Annotated in this window: 18 protein-coding genes; 8 read left to right on the plus strand and 10 right to left on the minus strand. The window is 65.5% G+C overall.

The genetic code is table 11. The features are described 5' to 3' along the window. Window positions 1–144: 144 nt before the first annotated feature. Window positions 145–1,737, minus strand: coding sequence for an isocitrate lyase (locus LH20_RS09580; protein ID WP_053554000.1), 1,593 nt, complete (start codon window positions 1,735–1,737; stop codon window positions 145–147). 138 nt (window positions 1,738–1,875) lie between these two features. Between LH20_RS09580 and LH20_RS09585 the strand changes: the two genes are divergently transcribed. Further along, complete coding sequence (locus LH20_RS09585; RefSeq protein ID WP_053554001.1) at window positions 1,876–3,264, plus strand: helix-turn-helix domain-containing protein; 1,389 nt, start codon at window positions 1,876–1,878, stop codon at window positions 3,262–3,264. 9 nt (window positions 3,265–3,273) lie between these two features. Here LH20_RS09585 and LH20_RS09590 read toward each other — a convergent pair whose 3' ends face one another. From LH20_RS09590 to LH20_RS09600, 3 genes are all read right to left on the minus strand, one after another. After that, window positions 3,274–5,040: a hypothetical protein gene (locus LH20_RS09590; RefSeq protein WP_053556206.1), complete on the minus strand. Its 1,767-nt coding sequence runs from the start codon at window positions 5,038–5,040 to the stop codon at window positions 3,274–3,276. 141 nt (window positions 5,041–5,181) lie between these two features. Continuing rightward, the gene (locus LH20_RS09595; RefSeq protein WP_083455370.1) at window positions 5,182–6,264 is read right to left on the minus strand and encodes a mannose-1-phosphate guanylyltransferase; all 1,083 of its coding nucleotides are present in this window, start codon (window positions 6,262–6,264) and stop codon (window positions 5,182–5,184) included. A gap of 138 nt (window positions 6,265–6,402) precedes the next feature. After that, window positions 6,403–7,674: an MFS transporter gene (locus LH20_RS09600; protein ID WP_053554002.1), complete on the minus strand. Its 1,272-nt coding sequence runs from the start codon at window positions 7,672–7,674 to the stop codon at window positions 6,403–6,405. A 146-nt stretch (window positions 7,675–7,820) separates the two neighbouring features. Between LH20_RS09600 and pgsA the strand changes: the two genes are divergently transcribed. Genes pgsA through LH20_RS09615 form a run of 3 tightly spaced genes read left to right on the plus strand, consistent with a single transcriptional unit; the run spans window position 7,821 to window position 9,087 of the window. Beyond that, a complete protein-coding gene (pgsA, locus tag LH20_RS09605) occupies window positions 7,821–8,393 on the plus strand; it encodes a CDP-diacylglycerol--glycerol-3-phosphate 3-phosphatidyltransferase (RefSeq protein WP_053554003.1) in 573 nt (190 codons plus the stop codon). Window positions 8,394–8,398: 5 nt separating this feature from the next. Next, complete coding sequence (gene moaD / locus LH20_RS09610; RefSeq protein WP_053554004.1) at window positions 8,399–8,650, plus strand: molybdopterin converting factor subunit 1; 252 nt, start codon at window positions 8,399–8,401, stop codon at window positions 8,648–8,650. Beyond that, on the plus strand, window positions 8,647–9,087 hold the full coding sequence (locus LH20_RS09615) for a molybdenum cofactor biosynthesis protein MoaE (RefSeq protein WP_053554005.1): 441 nt from the start codon (window positions 8,647–8,649) through the stop codon (window positions 9,085–9,087). The genes moaD and LH20_RS09615 overlap by 4 nt, the downstream gene beginning before the upstream one ends. Before the next feature lie 25 nt (window positions 9,088–9,112). Here the strand turns inward: LH20_RS09615 and LH20_RS09620 are convergent, their stop codons facing one another. Continuing rightward, on the minus strand, window positions 9,113–10,018 hold the full coding sequence (locus LH20_RS09620; RefSeq protein ID WP_053554006.1) for a hydrogen peroxide-inducible genes activator: 906 nt from the start codon (window positions 10,016–10,018) through the stop codon (window positions 9,113–9,115). 167 nt (window positions 10,019–10,185) lie between these two features. Next, a complete protein-coding gene (gene trmFO, locus LH20_RS09625; RefSeq protein WP_053554007.1) occupies window positions 10,186–11,532 on the minus strand; it encodes a methylenetetrahydrofolate--tRNA-(uracil(54)-C(5))-methyltransferase (FADH(2)-oxidizing) TrmFO in 1,347 nt (448 codons plus the stop codon). 76 nt (window positions 11,533–11,608) lie between these two features. Between trmFO and LH20_RS09630 the strand changes: the two genes are divergently transcribed. Then, entirely contained in the window at window positions 11,609–12,271 is a 663-nt protein-coding gene (locus tag LH20_RS09630; protein WP_053554008.1) for a lysoplasmalogenase family protein, read from the plus strand. A gap of 15 nt (window positions 12,272–12,286) precedes the next feature. Here the strand turns inward: LH20_RS09630 and LH20_RS09635 are convergent, their stop codons facing one another. From LH20_RS09635 to gyrA, 4 genes are read right to left on the minus strand one after another with little or no spacing between them, the layout of a single operon-like run. Beyond that, entirely contained in the window at window positions 12,287–12,748 is a 462-nt protein-coding gene (locus LH20_RS09635) for a host attachment family protein (RefSeq protein WP_053554009.1), read from the minus strand. A gap of 52 nt (window positions 12,749–12,800) precedes the next feature. Beyond that, window positions 12,801–13,655, minus strand: coding sequence for a TauD/TfdA dioxygenase family protein (locus LH20_RS09640; RefSeq protein WP_053554010.1), 855 nt, complete (start codon window positions 13,653–13,655; stop codon window positions 12,801–12,803). Window positions 13,656–13,686: 31 nt separating this feature from the next. After that, window positions 13,687–13,995 (minus strand): DUF952 domain-containing protein, encoded by a 309-nt coding sequence (locus LH20_RS09645; RefSeq protein ID WP_053554011.1) that lies wholly within the window; start codon window positions 13,993–13,995, stop codon window positions 13,687–13,689. Beyond that, window positions 13,992–16,718 (minus strand): DNA gyrase subunit A, encoded by a 2,727-nt coding sequence (gene gyrA / locus LH20_RS09650; protein WP_144423683.1) that lies wholly within the window; start codon window positions 16,716–16,718, stop codon window positions 13,992–13,994. The genes LH20_RS09645 and gyrA overlap by 4 nt, the downstream gene beginning before the upstream one ends. 188 nt (window positions 16,719–16,906) lie before the next feature. Between gyrA and LH20_RS09655 the strand changes: the two genes are divergently transcribed. The 3 genes from LH20_RS09655 to LH20_RS09665 are packed head-to-tail and all read left to right on the plus strand — an operon-like array spanning window position 16,907 to window position 20,602. Continuing rightward, the gene (locus tag LH20_RS09655; protein WP_235527170.1) at window positions 16,907–18,187 is read left to right on the plus strand and encodes a hypothetical protein; all 1,281 of its coding nucleotides are present in this window, start codon (window positions 16,907–16,909) and stop codon (window positions 18,185–18,187) included. A gap of 58 nt (window positions 18,188–18,245) precedes the next feature. Continuing rightward, a complete protein-coding gene (locus tag LH20_RS09660) occupies window positions 18,246–19,229 on the plus strand; it encodes a hypothetical protein (RefSeq protein WP_200905461.1) in 984 nt (327 codons plus the stop codon). Beyond that, window positions 19,226–20,602, plus strand: coding sequence for a sensor histidine kinase (locus LH20_RS09665; protein ID WP_053554013.1), 1,377 nt, complete (start codon window positions 19,226–19,228; stop codon window positions 20,600–20,602). Before LH20_RS09660 ends, LH20_RS09665 begins: the two co-directional genes overlap by 4 nt. Window positions 20,603–20,627: the final 25 nt, after the last annotated feature.

Below are 20,627 nucleotides of genomic sequence, written 5' to 3' on the forward strand. Positions count from 1 at the left end.
AAGATCCATAGAAAGCTATACAGTCTGGACAGAAAATGCCCGCCGGAAGCGCCATGGCTTCCGACGGGCAGGCTTTCCTCCCCAGGAAAGCTCGGGAGGCGCGGGGGGCAACGAATTCCCCCGCGCCAAGCTCGGGACCAGTCCTCAGGCCGCAAACTGGTTCATGGTGTTGTCCTTGCCCGCGGCCTTGAGCGCGGCTTCGCCGGCGAAATATTCCTTGTGATCATCGCCGATGTCGCTTCCGCTCATGTTCTGGTGCTTCACGCAGGCGATGCCCTGACGAATTTCGGCGCGCTGGACGTTCTTGACGTAGCCGAGCATCGCCTCGTCGCCGAAATATTCCCGTGCGAGATTGTCGGTGCTGAGCGCCGCGGTGTGATAGGTCGGTAGCGTGATGAGGTGATGGAAGATCCCCGCCCGCTTCGATGCATCGCGCTGGAAGGTGCGGATGCGGTTGTCGGCCTCTGCTGAAAGCTCGGTATCGTCATATTCGGCGCTCATAAGCTTGGCGCGGTCATAGGCGCTGACGTCGCGGCCCTCGGCCTGCCAGCTGTCGAACACCTGCTGGCGGAAATTGAGCGTCCAGTTGAAGCTCGGCGAATTATTATAGGCGAGCTTTGCGTTCGGGAAGACTTCGCGGATGCGGTCAACCATGCCGGCGATCTGTTCGATGTGCGGCTTTTCGGTTTCGATCCACAGCAGGTCAGCGCCGTTCTCGAGGCTTGCGATGCAGTCCATGACGCAGCGGTCCTCGCCGGTTCCGGGGCGGAACTGATAGAGGTTCGAGGGCAGGCGCTTCGGACGCACCAACTTGCCGTTCCGGTTGATCAGCACGTCGCCGGGGTTGCCTGCGCCCTCGACTTCTTCGCAATCGAGGAAGCTGTTGTAGCGGTCGCCGAGGTCACCGGGCTCGCGGCTGTAGGCGATCTGCTTGGTGAGGCCTGCACCAAGGCTGTCGGTGCGCGTCACGATGATGCCGTCCTCGACGCCCAGTTCCATGAAGGCGTATCGACAGGCGCGGATCTTCGCGATGAAATCCTCGTGCGGCACGGTAACCTTGCCGTCCTGGTGCCCGCACTGCTTTTCGTCCGAGACCTGATTTTCGATCTGGAGCGCACAGGCGCCCGCCTCGATCATCTTCTTGGCAAGCAAATAGGTCGCCTCGGCATTGCCAAAGCCCGCATCGATGTCTGCGATGATCGGCACGACATGGGTTTCATGATTGTCGATCGCGGCCTGGATCTGCTTCGCCTTGAGTTCGTCGCCTTCGGCGCGCGCGGCATCGAGCTCGCGGAAGAGAAGGCCGAGTTCGCGGGCGTCGGCCTGGCGGAGGAAGGTGTAGATTTCCTCGATCAGCGCGGGAACGCTCGTCTTCTCATGCATTGACTGGTCGGGCAGCGGTCCGAACTCGCTGCGAAGCGCGGCGATCATCCAACCCGAAAGATAGATGTAGCGGCCTTTGGTTGTCCCGAAATGCTTCTTGATCGAGATCATCTTCTGCTGCGCGATGAAACCATGCCAGCATCCAAGCGACTGGGTGTAGTTCGCCGGATCGGCGTCATAGGCGGCCATGTCGGCGCGCATGATGCGGGCGGTGTAGCGCGCGATGTCGAGGCCGGTCTTGAACTTGTTCTGAGCACGCATGCGGGCGACGCTCTCGCCGCTGATACCGTCCCAGGTGCCGTCGTAATCGCGGATCAGGCGGCCCGCCTGCGCCATGTCTTCCTGATAGCCCATCGTCTTGTCCTCGTTTCGAAGCTGATGAGCAGAGAATGGCGACAAAGCCGGGAGATGTGAAAAGCTTTGTCAATATTATTTGTGAATCCAGTTCGAATGGTTTAAACCTTCTTGTAAATATGTAAAGAAAGTTACAAGATGTCAGAGCGGCGCGTGTTTGCTGGGCCTGCGGTGCGCAAGGTGCGGCGCGAGGCGGGGATGACGCAGGCGGCGATGGCCGCGGCGCTCGATATTTCGCCAAGCTATCTCAATCTGATCGAGCATGGCCAGCGGTCGCTCTCGGCCACGGTGATCGTCCGATTGGCCGAGCGTTTTGGTTTCGACGCGGCGAAACTGGGCGCCGAGGAGGTGCCGGGGGGGCTCGCGGGCCTGAGGCGGCGGCTCGCCGACCCTCGCTTTTCCGATCTTGGTATCGGCGCTGCAGAGGTCGAGGAATGGCTGCAGACGGCTCCTGCAACCGCCGCGGCTTTTGCGCGGCTGTTCGATGCCGCTCCCGAAGGACGCGGCGGCGCTGATGGCGATGCTCCCGAAGTGGCCGCGGTGCGACGCGCGATCGAAAAATGGAGAAACCATTTCCCCGATCTTGAACGCCAGGCCGAAGAACTCGCCGATGAGCTGCGGCTCGCCGGGGGCGATCTTTACGGCACCATTTCGGAGCGTTTGCGCACACGCCACCAGCTTGGCATCCGGATTCTCCCCGCCGATGTCATGCCCGACCGGCTGCGCTGGCTCGATTGGCACGCCCGGCAACTCATGCTCAACGAGCTTCTGCGGCCCGCCTCGCGCACCTTCCAGGCCGCGGCGACGCTCGCGCAGATCGAGGCGAAGGGTGAGATCGACGCGCTGGTCGCGGGCGCCGAATTTGCCGAGGCTTCTGCCGCGAGGTTGTTCGAGCGTCATCTCATTCACTATTTCGCCGCCGCGCTGATGATGCCCTATGGGCGCTTCCTGCGCGCATGCGACGCGACGGGATATGATCTGCTGCTCCTTCAGCGGCGTTTCGGTGCGGGTTATGAGCAGGTCGCGCATCGGCTGACGACGCTGCAGCGCGTCGGCGCGCGCGGGCTTCCCTTTTTCATGCTGCGCATCGACCGGGCGGGGCAGGGGAGCAAACGCTACGCGGGCGCAAGCCAGTCGCCGCTGGTCGACGGCGACGCACGCTGCCCGCTCTGGGGGATACACGAGGCCTTTGCCCGCCCGGGCGAGGTGGTCGCCGATCTGGTCGAACTCGAGGACGGATCACGCTGGTTCACCCAGTCGCGCTCCGTCGCCGCGCCCGGGGCGACGGGGAGCGGCACGCCCGCGCGCTTCGCGATCTGCGTCGGAGTCGATGCCAAGGTCGCAGCCCCGCTGGTGGCCGCGCGCGGACTCGACCTGATGCGCTCGCCAGCGACCCCGATCGGTCTCGGCTGCCGCCGCTGCACGCGCACCGGCTGCGTCCAGCGTTCGATGCCCCCGCTCGGCCGGCCGCTGCGCTTCCGCGAGGGCGAGCGCGGGGTAAGCGCGTTCGACTTCGCCGGGGATTGAACCTGTGTCCTAGAGCCGGTCCATGCGCAGCCAGCGCCGGTCGCCGAGCCACGCCTTCCCAAGCGCCTTTTCTGCAGCCGCGGCCTCGAGCCTGCGGCCCTGCGCAGCTTCGCTGCGGCTAAGCCCGTAGAGTGCCCAACCATTATTGGGGGCCTGGGTCAGCGCGGCGCGGAAGGCGTCGCTTGCCTCGCTGTAGCGCTGCGCCTGGAAGAGCGCCGCGCCGAGCGATTGCCGTACAGGATAATACCAGTAGGTCGGCTCCTGGTAGGGAAGGCGGCCTTCGATTGCGGTCGCCTCGCGGTAGAAGGCGATCGCATCCTCCGTCCGTCCGCTGAGCAAGGCGAAGCGGCCGCCCGCGACTCGGGTTGCGAGCCCTATCAGGTCGTCCGCCGGCACGCCCTGCGCGATCATGTCATCGAGCGCGCCGGACGAGCCTATCCGGGCCATCGCCGCTATTTCCAGGTCGAAACCGACGCGGTCGCGAAGCTCGGCATAGGCGACCGCGCGTGCATAGTGGCGCATCGCGGCGGGATAGGCGAGGCGGGCGTCAGGGGCGGGAATCGCCAGGATCGCCTCGGGCTCGGCGAATTGGGCCATTGCGAAGTAGGGCGCGGCATCAATCGCCTGAATCCATGCGATCCGAGCCGAGGTTTCAGGGTCGAGCACGGTGCGCAAGCGCCGCGCTTCGCGAATTGCGGTACCCATGTCGCCCGCCATCTGCGCCGAGGTGACGATGAAGTGGATATTGTGCGGATAATAGCCATAGCGCACGAGCCCCTGATCGCCGGCGCTGCGGATGAACGCCTCGTCAGCGCGCGCGGCGGCGACGTTGACGCGGATCGCGTCCGCGTGGCGCCCGCGCAGCTGATAGATATGGCCCGGCATGTGGACGAGGTGCGCCGCGCTCGGCGCCGCCGGGCTCGACAAGCGATCGGCCGCCGCCTCGGCGCGTTGGGGATCGCTGGATTCCATCAGATGAATATAGAGATGGTTTGCCTGGACGTGGGCGGGATTGCGGCCAAGCACAGTTTCTATCAGCCGCACAGCCTCGCCGGCGCGGCCCACGGGCGACCGCTTGTCGCCCTCCCAATAATTCCACGGCGTCGTGTCCATCGCGGCCTCGGCAGCAAGAACCGCCACATCGTCGTCGCCGGGAAAGCGGCGCGCGGCGTCGAGCATCGCGTCGGCATAGCGCGCGTCGAGGGCGGCGCGATCGGCAGCGGGGTCGGCCGAATATCGGAGTGCGACCGCCTCGATCAGTGCACGCTCCATCGGCGAGGCCTTGTCGCGTAGTGCCATCGCGCGCTCGGCCGCGGCGAGCGCCGCGGCGTGATCGCGGTTGTCCATGGGCGCGTTGATATTCGGCCCGAGTGCGACCGCTTCGCCCCACCAGCAGATCGCGCAGGCGGGATCGCGGCGTTGCGCCTCACGGAACGAACGCACCGCGCCTGCATGATTGAAGCCATAGGTAAAAAGAAGGCCTTGGCTGAAATAGCGCCGTGCCTGGTCGTCGCGCGTCGAGACGGGGAAAGGCGAGGCGGTGAGATCGGGAAAGAGTGCGATTGGCGCCGACTGGCTTGCTGGGGCCGCCACCGACGCTGCGGCGAGAAGATCGTGCGCAAGCGTGGCGGCGCGGCGCGCGCCGCAGAAGATCGTGGCCAAACGGCTTGGGTCGAGCGCATCGAGCGCAGCGGCGGGGAAGTTTGCGGGCGGCGTGAAGCTCGCAAGAGAAAAGCCGATGCCGGCAAGCGCTACGGCCCTCAACGGATAGTGCATGCCCATTCCCCTTCCCGCGAGACGAACCCGCAAAGGCGCAGGGAGGCTATCACGGAAGGGCGGGGCGGCCAAAGGACAATTGCGAGAGGTTTTGGGATAGCGCGTGCGCCTCTCGATCGCGAACGGGCCTCGGACCTTCCCTCAGTCCTGGCCGCCCTTCAACTCCTCGTTAGGCCGCCGTAAAACATCCTGATCGCGCGCCTTGGCGGCGGCACGAACGTCCTGCGCGCGGGCGAGCGGGATAACGAGGACGTCGTCTCCGTCGACGATCACCGCGACATCCTCCATTCCAACGAGCGTGACGCGCTTGCCGCCGGCGCGAACGAGGTTGCCGCGGCAGTCGTGGACGACGACGTCGCCGGTCAGCGCGTTCCCATCGGCGTCCTTGTCGGCGATCGCATGGACGGCGTGCCAGCTGCCAAGATCGGACCAACCCATCGCGACGGGGACGACGGCGACGCGCTCGTCCTTTTCCATCACCGCATAGTCGATCGAATCGCTGGGCGCCTGCCCGAACAGGAGGGCATCGGCATAGAGCGCGTCGCCATCGCGTTGCCCTGCGGCCGTCGCACGGTCGGCGGCCTCGAAAATTGCGCGGCAATGATTGAGCATGGCATCGCGCATTCGCCCGGCGCGAAAGAGGAAGATGCCGGCGTTCCAGCTGTAGCCACCGTCAAGGAGCATCGCCTCTGCCTCGGCAAGCGGCGGCTTTTCAACGAAGCGCGCGACCGCAAAGCCGCCTCCACCCAGCTCTTCGCCGCTCGCAATATAGCCAAAGCCGGTTTCGGGGCGGTCGGGTGTGATACCGAATGTCACGAGCCAGTCCTGCTGTGCGAGGCGCGCGCCCGTGGCGATCGCGGCGTGGAAGGCCGGGATGTCGGCGATGACATGATCGCTCGGCATCACGAGGAGCAGCGTGTCGGCGTCGGCCTGCGCGACCGCGAGCGCGATCGCGGCGGCGGTGCCGCGCGGCATCGGTTCGACGAGCAGCGTTGCCTCACGCGCCTCCATCTGTTCACGCACTGCGACGACATGCGCGTCGCCGCAGAGGATAACAGGGGGCAGGAAATCCGCGCCCGCAGGCGTGCGGCGCAGGGTTTGGCGGAAAAGGCTGTCACCGCCGGCAAGCGTCAGAAACTGTTTCGCATGGTCGCCGCGCGATTCTGGCCAGAGCCGTGTTCCGGCGCCGCCGCAAAGGATAACGGGTTGAATCATCAACGTCATGCGGAAGGTCTATCGGCTTCGAAGGCGCCGGTCACGCGCTATCGGCGCACACGGGCGGGAGGGAAGATCGCATGTCCTGACGACGCGGCAAGGGGAGCGGGAGTTCCCTCGATGCCAGCAAAACATCGATGGTCTTCCTCAATCGCAGGCCTTGTGCAGCTTCCACGCGAGCCAGGCGGAGACGAGGCACATGACCGCGACCATCAGCAGCGTGTCGTCGATCGTCAGCCCCATGCCGATCAAGACGCTCAGGATCAGCGTCGCGGCGACCATGAAGCCCGAATTTACGATATTGTTGGCCGCAATCGTGCGCGCAGTCTGCGACTTGGCGACCGTGGTGGTGAGGAAAGCATAGAGCGGCACCACGAACATGCCGCCCGCGATCGCGATGCCGAAAAGATCGAGGATGATGCGGTCACCGGCGCGCAGCGCCAGAAATTCGCGCCACGCCATCAGTGTCCCGTCGGCATGCTTCCAGCCGCGCACCGACAGCCAGAGATCAACGACGAAAACCCCCATCACGATCACCGACCCCGGCGAATAGCGCGCCGACACATGCCCCTTGAGCAGCCGGTTGACGACGATCGAGCCGATCGCGACGCCGACCGAGAAAATGGCGGTGAACAATGTCGCGACGGTGTTGTCGGCGCCCAGCGCATTCTTGACGAGCGGCGGGAACTGCGCCGCAAGGATCGCGCCGATCGCCCAGAAGAAGCTGATCGAGACGATCGCAAGGAAGAGGCGCGGAATGTGCATCGTCGAACTCACGATCTGCCACGACGAGCGAAAGACATTATGGTCGATGACGAGGCCTTGCGCCTCTTTCTCCGGGGGAGCCGCGGGTACGAAACTCGCGGTGAGCCGGCCAATCACCGCGACGGCAATGATGCCGAGAATGGCAAAGTGCGGCGGCGTCAGACCGCCGACGATCGTGCCGCCGAGTATCGCGATATAGGTGCCCGCCTCCACCCAGCCGGTGCCTGCAAGCACCTCGTCTTCCTCCAGATGCTGGGGCAGGATTGCATATTTGATCGGACCGAAGAAGGTCGAGTGCATCCCCATCGAAAAGAGCGCAAGCAGCATCAAGGGCACATTGTGGAGCCAGATGCCCGCGCCGCCGACGACCATGATCAGGATCTCCGCGCTCTTGATGATGCGGATCATCCTTGTCTTGTCGGTGCTGTCGGCAAGCTGCCCGGCGAGCGCTGAAAAGAGGAAGAAGGGCAGGATGAAGAGGCCGCCCGCAAGCGCGTTGAACCACGCCTCGGTCTCCGGGTCCTTGTAGATGGTGAAGGTGACAAGGATCACCATCGCCATCTTGTAGAAATTGTCGTTGAAGGCGTTGAGGAACTGGGTCGCAAACAGAGGCAGGAACCGGCGTTGCTTCATCAGCGCAAAGGAACCGGTCATGCGTAACCCACTTTTTTCACCCAGATTGACCCCACGGCCCCTGAAGAGGGCAATATGGTTGTCGCTCGGGGGGCTTATCGGTTAGGGGAAGCGGGGTCAAAGCCCATTTTGGAACAGTCGCGCCGCCACGGTGGAAATCGGGGACCATGCTCAGCCTTCCCAACCTTCTTACTTTGTCGCGGATCCTTGCGGTTCCCATCCTGCTATTTCTGCTGTGGCCCGGCGTGGTCGAGGGCGGGCAACAGCCAAAGCCGATCGATTATGCCTTCGCCTTCGGCCTTTATTGCCTGATGGGGATCACCGATTATTTCGACGGCTATCTTGCGCGCGCGCGCGGCACCGTCTCGCGCCTCGGCATCTTTCTCGACCCCATTGCCGACAAGATCATGATCGCGGCGGTGATCCTCCTCCTTGTCTTCACGCGCGATGTCGCGGGCTATCATGTCATTGCGGCGCTGATTATCCTCCTGCGCGAGATCATCGTTTCAGGCCTGCGCGAATTTCTGGCGACCCTCCAGGTGTCGATGCCGGTGACGCAGCTTGCCAAATGGAAGACGACCTTCCAGCTCGTCGCCTTCGGCGCGCTGATTCTCGCCGGGGCCTTGCCTGCGATGGCATGGATCAAGACGGTGGGGCTCGCCTCGCTGTGGGGCGCAGCCGTGCTGACGCTGATTACCGGCTGGGATTATCTTGGCGTCGGCCTCAGGCATATGGACTGAGCGGGATGCGGATCGCCTATTTTGCCTGGGTGCGCGAACGCATGGGGGTGCCTGAGGAAATCGTCGCGCTTCCCGCAGACGTCGCGACGGTCGGCGATCTGGTAGGGTGGCTTGCAGCGCGCGACGCGCGGGGCGCGGGCGCCTTTGCAGAGCCGCACAGGATCCGCGCGGCGCTCGGCGGGACGATGGTCGGTTCCGAGGCGCTCATCGGCGATGCCGATGAGGTGGCGCTCTTTCCTCCGGTGACGGGAGGATGATCCGCGTCGCGGTCGAAAGCGCGGCGATCGACGTCGCGGCCGCGCTTGCGGCGCACGATGCCGGTGGACATGGCGCGAGCGCGAGTTTCATCGGCCGGGTTCGGGGCGAGGGGGGGCTCGTTGAGCTTTTCCTCGACCATCATCCGGTGCTGACCGAAAAAGGGCTTGAAGATCTGGCCGCGCAGGCCGGGGCGCGCTGGCGGCTGGGAGCGCTGACGCTCATCCATCGGGTCGGTGCGATGGCGCCGGGCGACACGATTGTCCTCGTCCTTGCAAGCAGTGCGCACCGCGCCGAAGCGCTCGCGGCGTGCGAATTTCTGATCGACCGTCTCAAGACCGACGTGATGCTTTGGAAGCGCGAGACCTTCGCCGACGGGCGTTCAGCATGGGTCGAGCAGCGCGAGAGCGACCAGGACCGCGCGGGTCGGTGGGGCTGAAGAGCCGGCCGGAAAAACGGGCGGATCAGTTCGCCTTATGCTTGCGAAAAATATCGGCCAGCATTCGGAATTCGTCGGCGCGCGGGCTGCCCTTGCGCCAGACAAGTGCGATCGTGCGCCAGTCATGATCCGAAGCAAGCGGCCGCGTGTCGATGTCGGTGTGGTCGAGGATGCCGGCCTCGATCGCCATCTGCGGCAGCATGGTGATGCCAAGGCCGTTGTCGACCATCTGGACAAGCGTGTGGAGCGAGGTGCCCATCATGCGCGCGCCGGCGCGCAGTTCGGGGCGATTGCATGCAGCGAGCGCGTGATCCTTGAGGCAGTGGCCGTCCTCAAGCATCAGCATTTGTGCCGGATCAAGCTGGTCGGCGCTGACCATCGCCGGCAGTTCATCGGCCCGGTCGCCTGGAAAGGCGACGAAGAGGGCGTCGTCGAACAGCTTTTCCGTTTCCACGTCGCCGCACGCATAGGGAAGGGCAAGCAGCACGCAGTCGACTGCACCGTGATGGAGCGATTCGCAGGCCTGCGCGCTCGGCTCCTCGCGAAGGAAGAGCTTGAGCGACGGACGTTCCTTGCGCAGTCGCGGAAGCAGACCAGGGAGGAGAAAGGGCGCGATCGTGGGGATCACGCTCATCCGAAGTTCGCCAACGAGCGGTGCCGCTGCCGCGGCCGCCATGTCGGCAAGCTCTTCGGCCTCGCGCAGCACCCGGTGCGCCTTTTCGACGATCGCGTTGCCAAGGGTGGTAAAGCGCACGACCCGCCGCGTGCGTTCGACAAGCGTCTGACCGAGCAGGGTTTCAAGCTCGCGGATTCCCGCCGAAAGCGTCGACTGGGTGACGTTGCAGGCGTCGGCGGCGCGCCCGAAATGACCGTGCTCATGAAGCGCGACCAGATATTGCATCTGCTTCAGCGAGGGCAGGTAATTGTGCATTGATCGACTATAATCATTGCACCCCGACTTTTGAACAAGTTTCTCGATGGAAGTGGGGGCAAGCGACGCGCAATCCCGGCCCGCAGCGAGGCGGACGGCCGCGGCTGTGCCGTGCCGCCTTTGGGGTCATGCGGTACCGGGACGCGGGAACGCCCGGCTCGCCCGGACTAGGCGGCGACGCCTTCGGCGACTTTCATCCACTCGGCCAGCTTTGCCGCCGCGCGCTGGGTATAGCCAAGCTTGCGGTCCTTCTTGCGCACATCCTCGGCGAGCGGCGGGAACAAGCCAAAATTGACGTTCATCGGCTGATAGGATGCGGCGTCGGCCCCGCCGGTGATGTGGCCAAGGAGCGCGCCGATCGCCGTTTCCGCAGGCGGCGGGGGTAGGGAACGGCCGGCAAGCTCGGCGATTGCAAACCGCGCGGCGACCAGGCCGATGGCGGCACTCTCGACATAGCCTTCGCAGCCGGTGATCTGCCCTGCGAAGCGGATGTGTCGTGCCGACTTCAGGCGAAGCTGCTCGTCGAGCAGTTCGGGCGAGCGAATGAAGCTGTTGCGGTGGAGACCGCCCAAGCGTGCAAACTCTGCCTTTTCGAGGCCCGGGATGGTGCGGAAGAGCTCGACCTGCGCGCCATGCTTCAGCTTGGTCTGGAAACCGACCATGTTCCACAATGTACCAAGCGCATTGTCCTGCCGCAGCTGCACGACCGCATAGGGCCAACGCCCGGTCCGCGGGTTGTCGAGGCCGACGGCCTTCATCGGCCCGAAGCGGAGCGTTTCAATGCCGCGCTCGGCCATAACTTCGATCGGCATGCAGCCTTCGAAGTAAGGCGTGTCCTTCTCCCAGTCCTTGAAGTCGGTCTTTTCGCCGTCGAGCAGTCCCTGGACAAAGGCGTGATACTGCTCCTTGTCCATCGGGCAGTTGATGTAATCTTTCCCGTCGCCGATCGGCCCGACCTTGTCCCAGCGGCTCGCCATCCACGCAATGTCCATGTCGATGCTGTCGCGGTAGACGATGGGTGCGATCGCATCGAAGAAGGCGAGGGCGTCCTTGCCGGTCGCCGCGCCAATGCTCGCGGCGAGCGAGGCGGCGGTGAGCGGGCCCGTCGCGACGATGGTGAGGCCCTCGCTTGGCAGCGTGTCAATGCGTTCGCGCACGATCATTATGTTGGGATGACTCGCGAGCGCCCGCGTTACGCCACCGGAGAAAAGTTCGCGGTCGACGGCGAGCGCCGACCCGGCGGGAACCTTCGTGGCGTCGGCCTCGCGCATGATGATCGAGCCCAGCGCGCGCATCTCGCGGTGGAGCAGTCCGACCGCGTTGCTGTCGCCGTCGTCGCTGCGGAAGCTGTTCGAACAGACCATCTCGGCGAGCGCGTCGCCCTGATGCGCTGGCGTCGTGTCGCCGCCGCCGCGCATTTCGGAAAGCCGCACGCGAAACCCCGCCTCGGCGAGCTGCCATGCGGCCTCGGAGCCCGCGAGGCCGCCGCCGATGATGTGAATGTCGTGGCTCATTGACGCTATCCGTTGACTTCCTTTTGTGGAGCCGCGCACTAGTCCGATTGAGATCAAGATGCAAAGGGAGCGGGGGATGAGCGGTAAGCTGCGGTGGGACCGGGCCGGGTGGCTATGGTGGTTGGCGCTCGCCGGCGGGGTCAGCTTCTTCATCGCGGTTTATCATGGGCTCGACGGCCCCTGGGTCTGGGCATGGAAGACGAGCGGGGTTGGCCTCCTCGCCCTCTGGGCAGCGGTGAATGCGCGCGACCAAAACGGCTGGCTGATCGCGGCCGCGCTCGCTTTCGGGGCGCTCGGCGACTGGCTTCTCGATGCGAACGGGCTTGAGACAGGCGCGGTAGCATTCGCAATCGGGCATATCCTCGCGATCATTCTCTATCTTGGGAACCGGCGCGCGGTGCTCACCTTTTCGCAGCGTCTGCTCGCCTGGCTCGTGATGCCCGCGGCGCTCGTGATCGTCTGGGCTGTGCTGAGCCCGGCGCCGGGCTGGGGGCAGGCCGCGATCTATTCGCTCTTCGTCGCCGCAATGGCTGCTGTGGCCTGGACGAGCCGCTTTCCGCGCTATCGCACGGGGATCGGCGCGATGCTGTTTCTTGCAAGCGATCTGTTCATCTTCGCGGGCGAGGGCGGCGCCTTGCCGAAAAGCGTGACGATGTGGCTCGTCTGGCCGCTCTATTTCGCCGGTCAGGCGCTCATCGCCCGCGGCGTGGTCGGAACGCTCAGCCAGGAGACGAGCTAAACGGGACAGAACCCGTCAGGCCGGCGGCGCCGCTTCGCCTGCGAGCAGCGCCTCGATATCGGGGATCGGCCGCCCGGTCATGTCCTTGACGAGCTCGCCCGTGAGACGGGCGGTCACCTCCTTGTGCCAGAGTGGCCGTAGCACGCCCATCGTGCGCGCGGGCGCGATCACCATGAGCGCCTCGAACTCTTTGGCGAGCGCCATGGCGTTGACCTTTTCGGCGAGATCCTTCGCAAAGCGGTCCTCTTCCTGCTGGTGAAAATCAGCTTCGCTCATCGTGCCCCCGCCAAGGCCAGTCCCCGCAGGTGCCGGCGACTGGCCGGCGGGCGCAGTCTTGATGTCGCTGTCTTTCCTGTCCTCGCGCTCCTGGTGCGCCACGGTGCGCAAGTCGATCCGCTGGGCATCGCCGTGATTGCGCAGAAACAATGCCTTGCGCCCGTCGGCAACGAGGACGAGCGTGTCGTGGTCGAGGGTCATGATCAAAGCTCCTTCTTTGAGGAGCAACGCATGGCACGCGCGCAGGGTTTCGCTACCGCGCCGAGGCGGCGATCGTCGTGCGATGAAGCAGGCGGTCATGGCCGTCATAACCGCCCGTCGCCCGGTGGAGCACCGAGCGATTGTCCCACATGACGAGCATGTTCGGTTCCCACCGGTGACTGTAGCGGAAGGCTTCACTTCCCTGCCATTCCAGAAGCTTCGTGAGGAGGGGCAGCGCCTCCGCCGCCTCCATGCCCTCGATGCCGATGATATAGCCCGCGCAGCCGAACAATCCTTCGCGCCCCGTTTCGGGATGGCTGCGGATGAAGGGATGAAGCTGCGTTGCCATCGCCTCGTCGCTTGAGCGGATATCCATGCTGCGGCCCCCGGCCCCCTTGGGGTCGCGCGCGCCATACATGCCCGAGGGCGCATAGCCGCCCCGTGCGCTGTGGATCGCCATTTTCCCCTCGATCCGGGCGCGGAGGTCCCCGGGCATTGCCGCGAGCGCGGCGTGCTGGTTCGCAAATTCGGTGTTGCCGCCGATGGGCGGGATGGTAATCCCGAAGAGGCAGGTGCCGGCAGGAGGGTGCGACTGGAAACTCCAGTCACTATGCCAGTTTTCCGCAAAGAGCGGCGCGGTCTCGTCCGCGCGGCGTTTCACTGCGATGATATTCGCGCGCCCGCGGATCGGGCGGATGAAGGGATCCTCGCCGAAACCGCCGAAATATCCGGTGAAGCGTTCAAGATCGTCGTCGCTCATCGCCTGATCGGGGAAGGCCAGGACATGGTGCTCGAGCCATGCGGCGCGGATCGCGGCGACGGTTTCGGGAGAAAGCGGCTCGGTCAGGTCGACGCCGGTAACATGGGCGCCGCAGGCCTGGCCGCTGGGGGTGATGTCGAGCGCCATCGCTTGATGCTGCGCTGTTTGCCGGGGCGGGTCAATCCCGCTTGCTGATGCCCACGACCGCGTGCATCGGCAATTCGCCGTAAAGGTGCGGGAAGAGGGCGCCCCCGCGCGCCTCTTCCCAGCGGACCATCGTCTCGACCTGGCCAAGATCGATCTCGGCAATCCTGAGATCGCGCTCGCCCGCGAAATGCTTCTCCAGCGTGCCTTGAAGCTGCTCCGCGGTCGAGAGATGGATAAAACCGTCCGCAAGATCGACCGGAGCGCCGCGAAAAACACGCTCGCGCTCGAAATCGGCCCACTGCTGGGCGGTCAATATCTTGAAGGCGGTGGGGGCGGTCATTCGCCGCCTGTCTCGCCCGCGGCGGCTGCAACCTCGCTTGCCGCGCCCTCGTCCGGCGCGCCGTCCTCGCTCTCTTCGATCAGCGCGGCCGAGACGACATGCTCGCCCTCGGCGACGTCGAAGAGCCGCACGCCGGCCGAACCGCGCCCGATGACGCGCAGCGTGTCGAGCCCCATGCGGATCAGTTTTGCCTGATCTGTCACGAGCATCAGCTGGTGCGCCTGGGTGGCGGGGAAACTCGCGACCACCGGGCCGTTGCGGCGAATATTGTCGATATTGGTGATCCCCTGACCGCCGCGGCCGGTGCGGCGATATTCATAGGCCGATGACAATTTGCCATAGCCGTTGGCGCAGACCGTGAGGATGAACTGCTCGCGTCCGGCCAGTTCGGCGAAGCGCTCGTCGCTCATCTTCGGCGCGCCTTCCTTTTCGGCCTTCCACGGCGCAAAGCGAAGATAATCCTCGCGCTCCTCCTGATCGCGCATTCCGCCGCGATGCAGGATCGACAGCGAGATGACCTCATCGTCATTCTTGGCAAGTTTCATCCCGCGCACGCCTGTCGAATTGCGGCTCTGGAACTCGCGCACTTCATCGCCGGCAAAACGGATTGCCTTGCCCTGCCGCGTCGCAAGCAGCACGTCGTCATTTTCGCCGAGCAGCGCGACGCCGATCAGCCGGTCGTCCTCGTCCTCGCCCTCGAACTTCATCGCGATCTTGCCGTTCGAGGGGACGTTGGTGAAGGCGTCCATGCTGTTGCGGCGTACATTGCCCTTAGCGGTCGCGAACATGACGTGGAGCTTGCCCCACTCGGCCTCGTCCTCGGGGAGGGGCAGCACGGTCGAGATCGTCTCGCCCTGCGCCAGCGGCAACAGGTTGACCATGGGTCTTCCCCGCGTCGCGGGGCCGCCCTCGGGCAGGCGCCATACCTTCAGCCGGTAGACCTTGCCCGCGGTCGAGAAGAAGAGCACCGGTGTGTGGGTCGAGGTGACGAACAGGTTGGTGACGACATCCTCGTCCTTCGTCGCCATGCCCGCGCGGCCCTTCCCGCCGCGGCGCTGGGCGCGGAAGGTCTCCAGCGGGGTCCGCTTGATGTAACCGTCGAGCGTGACGGTAACGACCATCTCTTCGCGCTCGATGAGATCCTCGTCGTCGATGCCGTCGGCGGCGGGGGCGACGATCGTCTTGCGGGGGGTGGCAAACTCATCGCGCACCGCGACGAGCTCCTCGCGCATCACGCCATAGAGCTTGACCCTGTCGGCGAGGATCGAAAGCAGTTCCTCAATCTCGGCCGCCAGCTCCTCGAGTTCCTTGCCGATTTCGTCCCGGCCGAGCGCGGTCAGGCGGTGAAGGCGCAAGTCGAGGATCGCCTTTACCTGCGTCTCGGACAGCCGATAGACAGCGCTTTCCTCCATCTCGCCCTCGATCGCCTCGACGAGGCGGATATAGGGCGCGATCTCGCCGATCGGCCATTCGCGCGCGAGCAGAGCCTCGCGCGCCGCGGCAGGGTTGGATGCGCCGCGGATGATCCGCACCACCTCATCGAGATTGCTGACCGCAACGACAAGGCCGAGCAAGATGTGCGCGCGGTCGCGCGCCTTTGCGAGTTCGAACTTGCAGCGGCGCGTGATGACGTCTTCGCGAAAGGCGATGAACGACGAGAGAATGTCTTTCAGCCCGAGCATTTCGGGCCGGCCGCCGCGAATTGCGAGCATGTTCGCAGGGAAGCTCGACTGCGCCGGGGTGTGACGCCAGAGCTGGTTCAAAACGACCTCGGCGGTCGCATCGCGCTTCAGCTCGATCACGACCCGCACCCCCTCGCGGTTCGACTCATCGCGGATATCGGCGACGCCTTCGATACGCTTGTCGCGCGCGGCCTCGGCGATTTTCTCGACGAGACCCGACTTGCCCACCTGAAAAGGAATGGACGTTAAAACAATCGATTGCCGGTCGTTCCTGCCTTCTTCTATCACATGCGTCGCGCGCATCATGATCGAGCCGCGTCCGGTGGCATAGGCGTTTCGCGCGCCGCCCTGGCCGAGCATCATCGCACCGGTTGGAAAGTCGGGCCCCGGGACGATCGCCATCAGCTCTTCGAGCGTGATGTCGGCGCCGCCTTCAAGCTGGCGGTCGATCATCGCGAGCGTCGCGTCGACGACCTCGCCAAGATTGTGCGGCGGGATGTTCGTCGCCATCCCGACGGCAATGCCGCCCGCGCCATTGACGAGCAGGTTGGGGAAGCGCGCGGGAAGCACGGTCGGCTCTTCGCGGCTTGCATCATAGTTGGGCTGGAAGTCGACCGTATCCTTGTCGAGGTCGTTGAGCAGCACCATCGCGGTCTTTGCAAGGCGCGCTTCGGTGTATCGCATCGACGCCGGCGGATCGGGGTCCATCGAGCCGAAATTGCCCTGGCCGTCGATCAGCGGCACGCGCAGCGACCAGTCCTGCGTCATGCGCGCAAGCGCGTCGTAGATCGCGCTGTCGCCGTGCGGATGGTAGTTACCCATGACGTCGCCGACGATCTTCGCCGACTTCTTGTACGGACGGCCCGGAACGAAGCCACCCTCCTGCGCTGCATAGAGGATGCGCCGGTGCACCGGCTTCAACCCGTCGCGCACATCGGGGAGCGCACGGCTGACGATTACGCTCATCGCGTAATCGAGGTATGACGTCTTCATTTCATCGACGATATTGATCGGCGAAACGCCGTCCTCGGACGGCTGCATAGGCGTATTTTCTTCGGTCAAGACCCGGCCTTTTTGGTTCTTTCGGGAGATCCCAACGGACTAGCCGATGGCGGGAGAAAAGGCCAGCGATTCGCCCCGGTTTGGGGAGATTTTTTCATGCGTCCCTGCGCTGCTCAATCGGTCCTTTTGCGCATCATTTTCTGGGCTCATGACGTCCGACAAGCAGCTTGCCAATCGCGCCCGCCGCCGTAAAGCTCTCGCGCGATGACCGCTTTCCCGCCTGGTGTCGCCCCGTGGCCCTGATTGCGCTGGTAGGGGCCAGCGAGACGCTGCCCGATGGCGGGCTGCGCGCGCTCGTGTCGCTCGCAGGCGAGACGCTGATCGAGCGGCAGGCTGCAAGGCTCGCCGACGTCGGCGTCACCCATCTTGCCGTTGCAGTGGGTTCGGTACCCGCCGAGCTTCTCGCGACCTGCGACCGCATTCGCCGCCGGGGGATGCGGGTTACCTCGGTGCGGACCGCCGCTGACCTGATGGCCCTTGTCGAAGAGGACGACCGGATCATTCTGGTGGCCGATGGTTTGCGCGCGGGCGGGACGCATTATGCGGCGATCGCAAAGCCCGGGACGCCCGCAATACTGGTCACCGGCGACACGGTGCTCACCCAGGGGTTCGAACGGATCGACGCGACCCGCCGCTGGGGCGGACTGGCGTGCCTCTCGCCTCCGATGGTTGCCGAGCTCGCGGCGATGCCGGGCGAATGGGACATGATGCTGACGCTGCTGCGTCTTGCAGTGCAGGCGGGCGCGCGGCGGCTCTATTGCGAGCCCGCCTTGTTCGAACAGGGCGAAATCGCGATCGTTGCCGATCGCCGGATCGCGGCGCTGATCGAGCAATCGAGCCTGCAGCAGGTCGAATATGGCGGAATGGGGCTCGGGCGCTCGGCGATCATGATGCCGCTCGTCCGGCTCGCCGGACCGCTGCTCGTCAAATCGCCCGCAACGGCGCGCTATCTGCCTTATGTCACCGGGCTTCTTTGGGTCATCGTCGCGCTGCTCGCGGCGAGCGGCCTTGCCGCTGCAGGGGCGCTTGTCGCCCTGTTCGGCGGTCTTGGGCTTGCCGCAATGCGCTTTCTTTCGGCCTTTCGCGCGGAAAGCGCCGGCCAGGACCGGTGGCGCGAAATCATCCGCACCTTCGCCTGGGTGCTGCTCGCCATCTTCCCCTGGCTCATGTCGCTGGCAGGCGCCGCGCACGAAGCGCCCCCCTTTGCCGAGGCGGCGCTCGCACCCTGCCTCGCCGCTGCGATTCTGCTCGCGCGGTGGCTTTATGAAGATTCAGGAGAAAAGCGCCGCTTTCACTGGCTTCTGCCCGATGCGGACCAGGCGTGGATCATGCTCGCGCCGTCGCTGCTTTTCGGCTTCGCGGCCCCGATGTTCGCCATCCTGCCGCTCCTCGCGCTTCTCCAGATCCTGCTCTGGATCCGTCTCGCACGGCGCCCCGAAGCGCGATAAAACAAGGTCCTTGAAGGTTTAGAGCGCGTTAACGCCATTCTGCTATTGGCGATTATCCATGCGTGATTCCTTCGCCTCGCCCGGTATCGAGCTGCCGTCGCCGACCCTGTCGGCGCGCCTTCGGGAGATGGCGGATTTTCTTGCTGCACCCAGTGCTGAGCGGTTGACCGAGGAGCAACGCGCGCTGGCGCTCGGTATCGCACGCCGCCTCATGGTCGACGTGGCCGCCCGGCTCGACGCCGACATCGACCCAGCGGCATTGTGGGAGGATTGGATCAGAGGCGGGATACCGGGAGCAGGTCGCCTTGCGGCCCCCTGTTTTGCGCGCGGTGAGGAACATCGCTGGCGGGAGCAATCGGCGCAGCGTGCGGCGCCGCCGCTGGTTCCCGCGCCCGAGGAGGTTGTTGGCGGAGACGGGAAAGGCGATTTTCCCGGTGCCGACGCGGCGATGCCCGACGCCGCGCGCTTCTATCTCGCGTTGCAGATCGCCGACCGGCGCCGCGCCGATGCCCTTGGCAATCCCTGCATCGCGGTTGCTGATCTCGACACCGATCTTTTTCGCGCGCTGCTGCTCGATATCGCCGCGTGGCGGCTGGTAGAGGTTGGAGCCGCGCAAGCCGACGCAGCGCGCCTCGGCGATGCGGTGCGGAGCGCGCTTGCAAGGCGAGCGAGCGAGACCGGCATCGATGCCGCCGCTGCCAGCTGGCACCGCGCGCTCGAAGCCGAAGGCGCTCTCGCCGAAGCGGCGGCGCGCGCGATAGCACGGCATGACTGGCCTGCGCTCATCGGGCTCGCTGCGGCCGCACACCGCCAGCCCTACGCCGCGATGGCGCTGACGCTGCTCACCGCCGAAACCGCAGCATTGCCCTCGCTGCTTGCCCCGCTTCGCATCGAACGCACGGCGATTGCACCGCTCGAGGCGTCGCTTTCCCTGCTGCCCTGCCGCACGATTTCGGGCAGCGCCGCGCCCGACGAAGATTATGCAGCTCTCCTCTCGGCGCGTGCCGGGAGCCTCGTTCCGCCCGCGGAGGGCGGGACATGATCGCGCCCATCGTTCGCGGCCGGATCGACCGGGCGGGTGCGCTCATCAGCGCCGACGCACCGCTGCTGCGTCTTCAGCAGCGGGCGGGAGCCGGGCTTGAGAAGCCGCTTGCGCTTCCCCATCTGGCGCGGCTCGCCGCGCTCGCCCAGCGGCTGCAGCGCGAGATCAGCCGTCCGCTCCATGCCGCCGATGATCACAGCGACGTCTTCGCGCTCGTTCGCATCATTCCTGATGCCGAGGGCGCAAGCCTCGAGATCAGCGATTGGCGCACGCGCCCGGTCACCCAGCCGCAGGCGCCGGTCGAGAGCGAGCTGCCGGTCGCAGCCGATGGCTGGAGCTGGGAATGCGATGCGCGCCTCCGGCTCATTGCGCTGCGTCCCGGTCCTGAGGCCGCGCCGGTTCCGGAGGATTGGGAAGGCCGGTCCTTGTCGGAACTCTTCGAGCTGCAACCCGATGGTGACGGGCATTTCGCCGTCCTCCGCGCGCTCGCGCGGCAGACGTCGTTCAAGGGCCAGTCGGCGCAGGTGGAGGCGGCGGGAGAGCGGACCCCTACCATTCTCTCGGGCGATCCGACCTTCGATGCAGCAGGGGGATTCACCGGCTTTCGCGGGGCCGCCGTTCCAGGCGCCGTGCCGGGCGAAGCGGCTCCGGTGCGCTCGCCCGCAGACCCGGTATTCGGGTCGCTCCCACTTTCGGACCCGCAGTTCGGGCGGCGGATCGATGGCGCGCTGCGCGGGCCGCTCAGCCGGATCATCGCGACCGCCGAGACGATTTCGGGACAATTCGACGGCCCGATCCGCGCCGATTATGCGCGTTACGCCGGCGATATCGCGCATGCAGGGCGCCATCTTCTCGGCCTCGTCGACGACCTTGCCGACCTCCAGAATATCGAGCGCCCGGGTTTCAAGGCGGCGCGTGACGAGATCGACCTTGGCGATCTGGCCCGCCGGGCCGTCGGGCTGCTCGGGATGAAGGCGGAGGAAAAGGGTATCCGTATCGACGCGCCGCGCACCGACGATCAGGCGCCCGCATATGGTGAATTCCGCCGCGTCCTCCAGGTGCTGCTCAACCTCCTTGGCAATGCGATCCGCTATTCGCCCGAGAATTCGCTGATCTGGATCCGCGTCGACCGCGAGGGCGACCGGGCGACGGTGACGGTTGCCGACCAGGGGCAGGGAATTTCGGCCGAGCAGCAAGCGGTGGTGTTCGAGAAGTTCGAACGCCTCGGCCGCACCGACAGCGGCGGGTCGGGGCTCGGCCTCTACATCGCCCGGCGGCTCGCCCGCGCGATGGACGGCGATCTCACCGTCGACAGTGCCCCGGGGCAGGGCGCGCGCTTCACGCTCAGTCTCCCCGCGCGCGAAGGGGCATAAGGCTCATCCTCCAGGCGCGAATGGG

The organism is Sphingopyxis sp. 113P3 (assembly GCF_001278035.1).
Taxonomy (GTDB): Bacteria; Pseudomonadota; Alphaproteobacteria; order Sphingomonadales; family Sphingomonadaceae; genus Sphingopyxis.